The 6,181-nt window shown below is 40.6% G+C and carries 4 protein-coding genes; 3 read left to right on the top strand and 1 reads right to left on the bottom strand.

Annotation, left to right across the window (positions count from 1 at the left end; all coding sequences use genetic code 11):
• Nucleotides 1–190: 190 nt before the first annotated feature.
• Nucleotides 191–1,057 (top strand): peptide chain release factor N(5)-glutamine methyltransferase, encoded by an 867-nt coding sequence (gene prmC, locus Q0954_RS21390; RefSeq protein WP_299460154.1) that lies wholly within the window; start codon nt 191–193, stop codon nt 1,055–1,057.
• 168 nt (nt 1,058–1,225) lie between these two features.
• On the opposite strand, the gene Q0954_RS21385 is transcribed toward prmC, so the two are convergent.
• Nucleotides 1,226–1,996, bottom strand: coding sequence for an adenosylcobinamide-GDP ribazoletransferase (locus Q0954_RS21385; protein ID WP_299460152.1), 771 nt, complete (start codon nt 1,994–1,996; stop codon nt 1,226–1,228).
• A 414-nt stretch (nt 1,997–2,410) separates the two neighbouring features.
• Here Q0954_RS21385 and Q0954_RS21380 point away from each other — a divergent pair, with 414 nt between their 5' ends.
• Both Q0954_RS21380 and sulP read left to right on the top strand, forming a co-directional pair.
• A complete protein-coding gene (locus Q0954_RS21380; protein ID WP_299460149.1) occupies nt 2,411–4,126 on the top strand; it encodes a DEAD/DEAH box helicase in 1,716 nt (571 codons plus the stop codon).
• Between the two features lie 282 nt (nt 4,127–4,408).
• On the top strand, nt 4,409–6,142 hold the full coding sequence (sulP, locus tag Q0954_RS21375) for a SulP family inorganic anion transporter (protein WP_299460146.1): 1,734 nt from the start codon (nt 4,409–4,411) through the stop codon (nt 6,140–6,142).
• Nucleotides 6,143–6,181: the final 39 nt, after the last annotated feature.

Genomic DNA, 6,181 nt, shown 5'->3' with positions numbered 1-6,181 from the left:
ATGCAATAAAATTATTGAACCTTCGAAAAAATAAAAAGCGTAGAGATTTAATCATCTTTACGCTTTTTTTGCTTTAGTTACCGCAAACCTGCCGTAATCAAATAAAAAAATCAGCAACTTGATCTAACACATTGCTATTAACCTCTTTCCAACTATTTTTGCCTGCCAAAAGCAAGTCTCAATAAATACTATGAATAAAGAAGCCAAACAATTGTTTGATCAGTGTCGCCAAGCACTATTGCCTTATTACCCTGCTACCGAAGCCCAATCTATGGCTTTCTTACTACTAGAGCACCTGTTTCAGTTGAACAAAATGCAGGTTTTGGTAAATCAGCCCATCCAAACAACCCCGCAAGTGCTACAGGTGTTCAACAATGCCCTAAGACGTCTCCAGCAATATGAACCTATTCAATACATAATAAAACAAGCCGAGTTTTATGGTTTGCCCTTTTGGGTAAAGCCGGGGGTGCTTATTCCGCGTCCCGAAACCGAAGAACTGGTTGCCTGGATCATACAAGACTTCCAAGACCAGCCCCTTACTTTGCTGGATATAGGTACCGGAAGCGGTTGTATTGCGGTAACACTTGCTAAAAACATGCCTCAGACTCAAGTAAATGCACTCGATGTATCACCTGAGGCACTTACCATTGCCCAGCAAAATGCAGCCTTAAATAAAGTAAATATTCAATGGATAGTACATGATATTTTAACCCCTTCATTTACTCATTTTGCCGATCAATCGTTAGACGTTATTGTAAGTAATCCGCCTTATGTCACCCCTGATGAGCAAGCTCAAATGCACGAAAATGTACTAAAACACGAACCTGCCCTTGCCTTGTTTGTGCCTCAAAATGAGCCTTTATTATTTTATGAAGCAATTACTCAGGTTGCCCGACAAAAACTGAAACCCCAAGGCGCGCTCTATTTTGAAATCAACGAACAGTTTGGAGTCATCACCAAGGCAATGATAGAACAGCAAGGGTTTCGGCAGGTAGAAGTACGCAAAGATTTATTTGGTAAAGATAGAATGATAAAAGCAGTGGGGTTGAGTGGTTAGTATTTTCCTGAAGAACACACAACGTTCTGGAATGCCCACATACATTGGGAGTGAGGCGACCAATGTTGTTCTCTGCGACCTTAAAAAAAAGTTTGGCAAGCCATTGTCAAGGGGTGAAAGACTCATAGCTAAAGGTGAAAAGCTTCGCAAAGAAAACAACATTGGGTACTAACTGAATTGAAGCCAGGCAATAAAAAACATATACACCACCACTTCTGCCAGTTGTTGGGTGGCCCCAAGGCAGTCACCTGTATAGCCTCCAATCCATTTTTTGAAGTACCAGCCCAAGTATTGTTTTAGTAAAAACAAGGGGACTAACACCAAAAAAGCAGACCATAGTGGGTAAAACAAAAGTAAAGGCAAGTGCCCGAATAAGGTGGCTACTATTAATTGTTTTAGGTTGGGTTTGTTCTTCGCAATAGGTTTGGCTTTGCTGTCTTCGTTTTCGCGTACGTAGCGGTGGGTAAACAAAAAGGTAAGGGCTGTATAACGACTCAGAGTATGACTAACAATGAGCATAGGCACCACGTGCATTTCAGGTACCAGCGCTTTTAGGCTAAAAAACTTTACCAAAAACATTATTATCATACCAATGGCACCAAAAGCCCCTACCCTGGAGTCTTTCATAATTGTTAGAATCTTGGCTTGGTTCCAGCCCCCCCCAAAACCATCGCAAACATCGGCAAAGCCATCTTCGTGAAAAGCCCCCGTCATAAGAATACCTGCTGCCATGCTAAGCAAAAGTGAGAGTTCGGTTGGGAATACCAATTGACACAAAAAATAAATCAATGCAGTATAACCACCTACCAACCATCCTATCACAGGAAAATAAACTGTAGCACGGTTGAGGTATTTTTCAGAATAATCTACCCAGTGGTATACTGGAATGCGGGTATAGTACATCACTGCTGTCAGGAAAATATGAAATTGAGTTCGCATGGTATTTTTTTAAGTTGCAAAATAAGCCTAAACATACAGCCGCAAATTTAGCATTAAGTCTTACAACTGAAAGGACATTGGATACAAACAAGTTTTTTTGATGATAATATGAATAAATTATGGTACTATATAAAGATAATGCCTTTTATTCTCTCAATTTTGATAAAAAGACTTACTTTCTTAGGTATTTGTACAAAACTCCTTGTAGATTTGCACTTTAAAATAATTCAAAGATTGTCTCAAAAGACTCTTTTGGGATTTTAAAATTGGATATTATCAGACTATTCAATCACCAAAATCATTTACGGCATTCATTTCAACGAATGAGCATATTGAGACAATTTTTACTAACACATTTACCCAACCCATTTTTGATTCAAAAAGAAATTGAGGAAAGGTGAATTAATGTAATATATGCAAACATTTGAAGAAATTGGATTGCGCTCGGAAATTTTACAAGCCGTCCAGGAACTAGGTTTCGAAAAACCAACCCCTATTCAGGAACAAGCTATTCCTTATTTATTAACTGAAGAAACAGACTTATTGGCATTTGCTCAAACAGGTACAGGTAAAACCGCTGCGTTTTCATTACCATTGTTAGAGAGTATCGACCCTGACTCCAAGCAGATTCAGGCATTGATATTATGCCCTACCCGTGAGCTTTGTTTACAGATTGCCCGTGATATTCAGAGTTTTGCCAAGTTTATGAAAATCCGCACAACTGCGGTATACGGCGGAGCAAGCATTGACAAACAAATTGATGCATTGAAACGTGGAGTCCATATTGTAGTAGGTACTCCAGGGCGTTCGCTTGATTTGATAAAAAGGAAAAAACTTAAACTGGAGCAAATTCAGTGGTTAGTATTAGACGAAGCAGACGAAATGCTCAACATGGGATTCAAGCAAGAATTGGATGCTATATTGGCTACTACTCCTAAAGAAAAACAAACTTTGTTGTTTTCGGCAACTATGCCTCAGGAGCTTATTCGTATTGCAGAGCAGTACATGCACCAACCTAAGAAGATAAGTGTAGGACAGCGTAATACCGGAGCCAAAAACGTAAGCCACGAATTTTATGTGGTACAACCCCGCGATCGTTATCAAGCCCTGAAGCGTATTGCTGATATTAACCCTCATATTTATGGAATTGTATTTTGCCGTACTCGCCGCGAAACAAAGGACATAGCCAACAAGCTTATCCAGGATGGGTACAACGCAGACGCTTTACACGGCGACTTGTCGCAGGCACAGCGTGACCACGTAATGGGACGCTTCCGCTCTCGTCATTTGCAAATATTGGTGGCTACTGATGTGGCAGCCCGTGGGTTAGATGTAGACGAAATTACACACGTAATCAACTTTAACCTTCCTGATGACCTTGAGGTGTACATTCACCGAAGTGGACGTACTGGACGTGCCGGCAAAACCGGGGTATCGTTGTTGATTATTGGTGGACGCGAAGCGGGTAAAATCAAGACCATTGAGCGTAAAATCGGTAAAAAGTTTGACCGCAAACAAATTCCTACAAGTCAGGAGATTTGTGAAAACCGTTTACTTAGCTTGATGGACAAGGTAAAAGAGGTAAATGTAAACGAAGAAGAAATTGCTCCTTACTTGCCACACGTATACGACAAGCTGGAGAGTTTAAGCCGAGAAGAACTCATCAAACACTTTGTGTCTTATGAATTCAACCGTTTCCTTGAGTATTACAAAAACGCACCTGATTTGAACGCTGCGACTCGTCGCGACCGTGATAGAGGTGACCGTAAGGAACGCAATGGTGACCGAAGAGATAAAAAACGTGGAGGCAATCGCATTGATTTTAGCCGCTTCTTTATCAACTTGGGTAGCAAGGATGAGTTGAACCCTAAAAACCTATTGTCATTTATTGACAGTCAGCCATCGTTGAAAAATGTAGAAATAGGAAAAATAGACATTCAAAAGTCATTTTCTTTCTTTGAAATTGACAAGCGTTATGAAGATCAGCTATTGAGCGCTTTTTCTGAAGTAGAGTATGATGGTTCATCAGTAGTAATTGAACGTTCTAAGGGAGGTTCATCTGGTGGCGGTGGTGGTAATCGCAGACGCGGTGGAGGCAACCGACCATTCAAAGGAAGAAGAAGAAACTAAGCTTGTCTTAAATCATATATCAATACAACGCCTCTTATGAATCAGCATAAGAGGCGTTTTTTTTGGTATTCCACCTTGCGTTGTCTTCAAAAGCGTAGCATTATATGTAACTATCCAACTCAGTGCTATTTTTTTGCTTTAATATATTTATATTTGTAAATATGATTATGTATTCATATATTGTGTTATATTTTTTATTTAGATACAAAAATCAGTTGTATGCTGATGAAAATCCTGGTAAGGAAGGTGGAAGTAAAGGTGTAATTAAAAAAATATAAAATAATGAATATCAAACGGTTAGTGCCTATATTAGATTGGTTGCCCCAATACAAAAAAAACTATTTTAAAGGTGATGTGTCTGCGGGGCTTACTGTGGGCATTATGCTTATTCCACAAGGAATGGCGTATGCCTATATTGCAGGTTTGCCCCCTGTGTATGGTTTGTATGCAGCTCTGGTACCTCAAATTATTTATGCCTTTTTGGGCACTTCGCGTCAACTTTCTGTAGGTCCGGTGGCTATGGATTCGTTGCTGGTGGCTTCAGGCGTTTCGCTCATTGCCGCAACTGGTTCTGACCAATATATAGCGTTGGCTGTTTTGTTGGCTTTTATGATGGGAGCGTTGCAGCTATTGTTTGGTGTGTTACGACTGGGTTTTTTGGTAAATTTTTTATCGCGCCCAGTCATCAGTGGGTTTACCTCAGCGGCGGCTTTGATCATTGGGTTCAACCAACTTAAACACTTGATGGGGGTAACCTTGCCCCGGAGCAATCAAGTCCATGAAATTTTGTTTCAGGCAGTGCTGAAGGTCTCAGATATTCACTGGACTACTTTTGCCATTGGTTTAGGGGGCATTGTGGTAATCAGATGGGTAAAAAAATATAAAAAAAACGTCCCTGCGGCTTTGGTAGTTGTAGTGCTGAGTATTTTGGTAGTGTATATATTCAGGCTTGACCTGGCAGGGGTAAAAATTATACAAGATGTGCCCAGTGGTTTGCCAATGCCTACCTTGCCCTTGTTTGATTTAGACATTATAAGTCAACTTTTTCCAATAGCACTCACCTTGGCGTTTATTGCTTTTATGGAAGCTATTTCAGTAGCCAAGGCAGTACAAGCCAAACATAAATACTATGAAATAGACCCCAATCAAGAGTTGATTGCTTTGGGAGCGGCAAATTTGCTAGGTGCCTTTTTTAAATCTTACCCTGGCACAGGGGGATTTTCGCGTACTGCCGTAAACGACCAGGGAGGGGCTAAAACTGGAGTAGCTGCCTTGGTAAGTGCAGCGTTGGTAGCGCTTACCTTGCTTTTTCTTACGCCTTTGTTTTATTATTTGCCTCAGGCAGTGCTTGCTTCTATGATTATGGTAGCAGTATTTGGGCTCATTGATTTGAATTACCCTAAAGCATTATGGAGCACCAAAAAAGATGAGTTTTTGATGTTTACTATTACTTTTATTACAACGCTTACTGTAGGCATTCGTGAAGGGATATTTGCTGGTGTGGTGTTGTCGTTGTTGGCAATGATTTACCGTACCACCCGCCCACATGTAGCCATTTTGGGGGCTTTTAAGGGGACACATGAATATCGCAATGTGGCGCGCTATGATGGCTTGGTAGTACGCAATGATGTATTGATTTTACGCTATGATGCCAGCCTTTATTTTGCCAATGCCAATCACTTTCGTGATACCGTGCGCCAACTGGTAAACCCAAATCTGGGAGTACTTGAGTTAGTCATAGTCAACGCCGAAAGTATAGGCAACGTAGACTCTAGTGCTGCCCAAATGCTCAAAGAATTGTTTACCGAGTTAGAAGCTCAAGGAGTAGGGTTGAATTTTAGTAATATCAAGGGGCCAGTCAGGGACTACTTTGCCCAAAGTGGTTTGACAGCCCTCATGGGCAAAGATAAATTCTTTTTGGATGTGCAGTCAGCGGTAGATGCTTTTGACCAAAAGAAAAGTCCGTGGGTAATGCGTTCTAATCAATATGCTCAACAGGTAAACGGTACTTTTTAACCATTGTTTTTTGTGTTATCAGAACATTGCTGTTCTATT

Source organism: uncultured Microscilla sp., assembly GCF_947493425.1.
Taxonomy (GTDB): domain Bacteria; phylum Bacteroidota; class Bacteroidia; order Cytophagales; family Microscillaceae; genus Microscilla.
This window is presented reverse-complemented; position numbering and strand designations above follow the sequence as displayed.

Excerpts from the sequence above, each read along its gene's own strand:
- Q0954_RS21385 (WP_299460152.1), bottom strand. The coding sequence starts at position 1,996 with ATGCGAACTCAATTTCATATTTTCCTGACAGCAGTGATGTACTATACC.
- prmC (WP_299460154.1), top strand. The coding sequence starts at position 191 with ATGAATAAAGAAGCCAAACAATTGTTTGATCAGTGTCGCCAAGCACTA.
- sulP (WP_299460146.1), top strand. The coding sequence starts at position 4,409 with ATGAATATCAAACGGTTAGTGCCTATATTAGATTGGTTGCCCCAATAC.
- Q0954_RS21380 (WP_299460149.1), top strand. The coding sequence starts at position 2,411 with ATGCAAACATTTGAAGAAATTGGATTGCGCTCGGAAATTTTACAAGCC.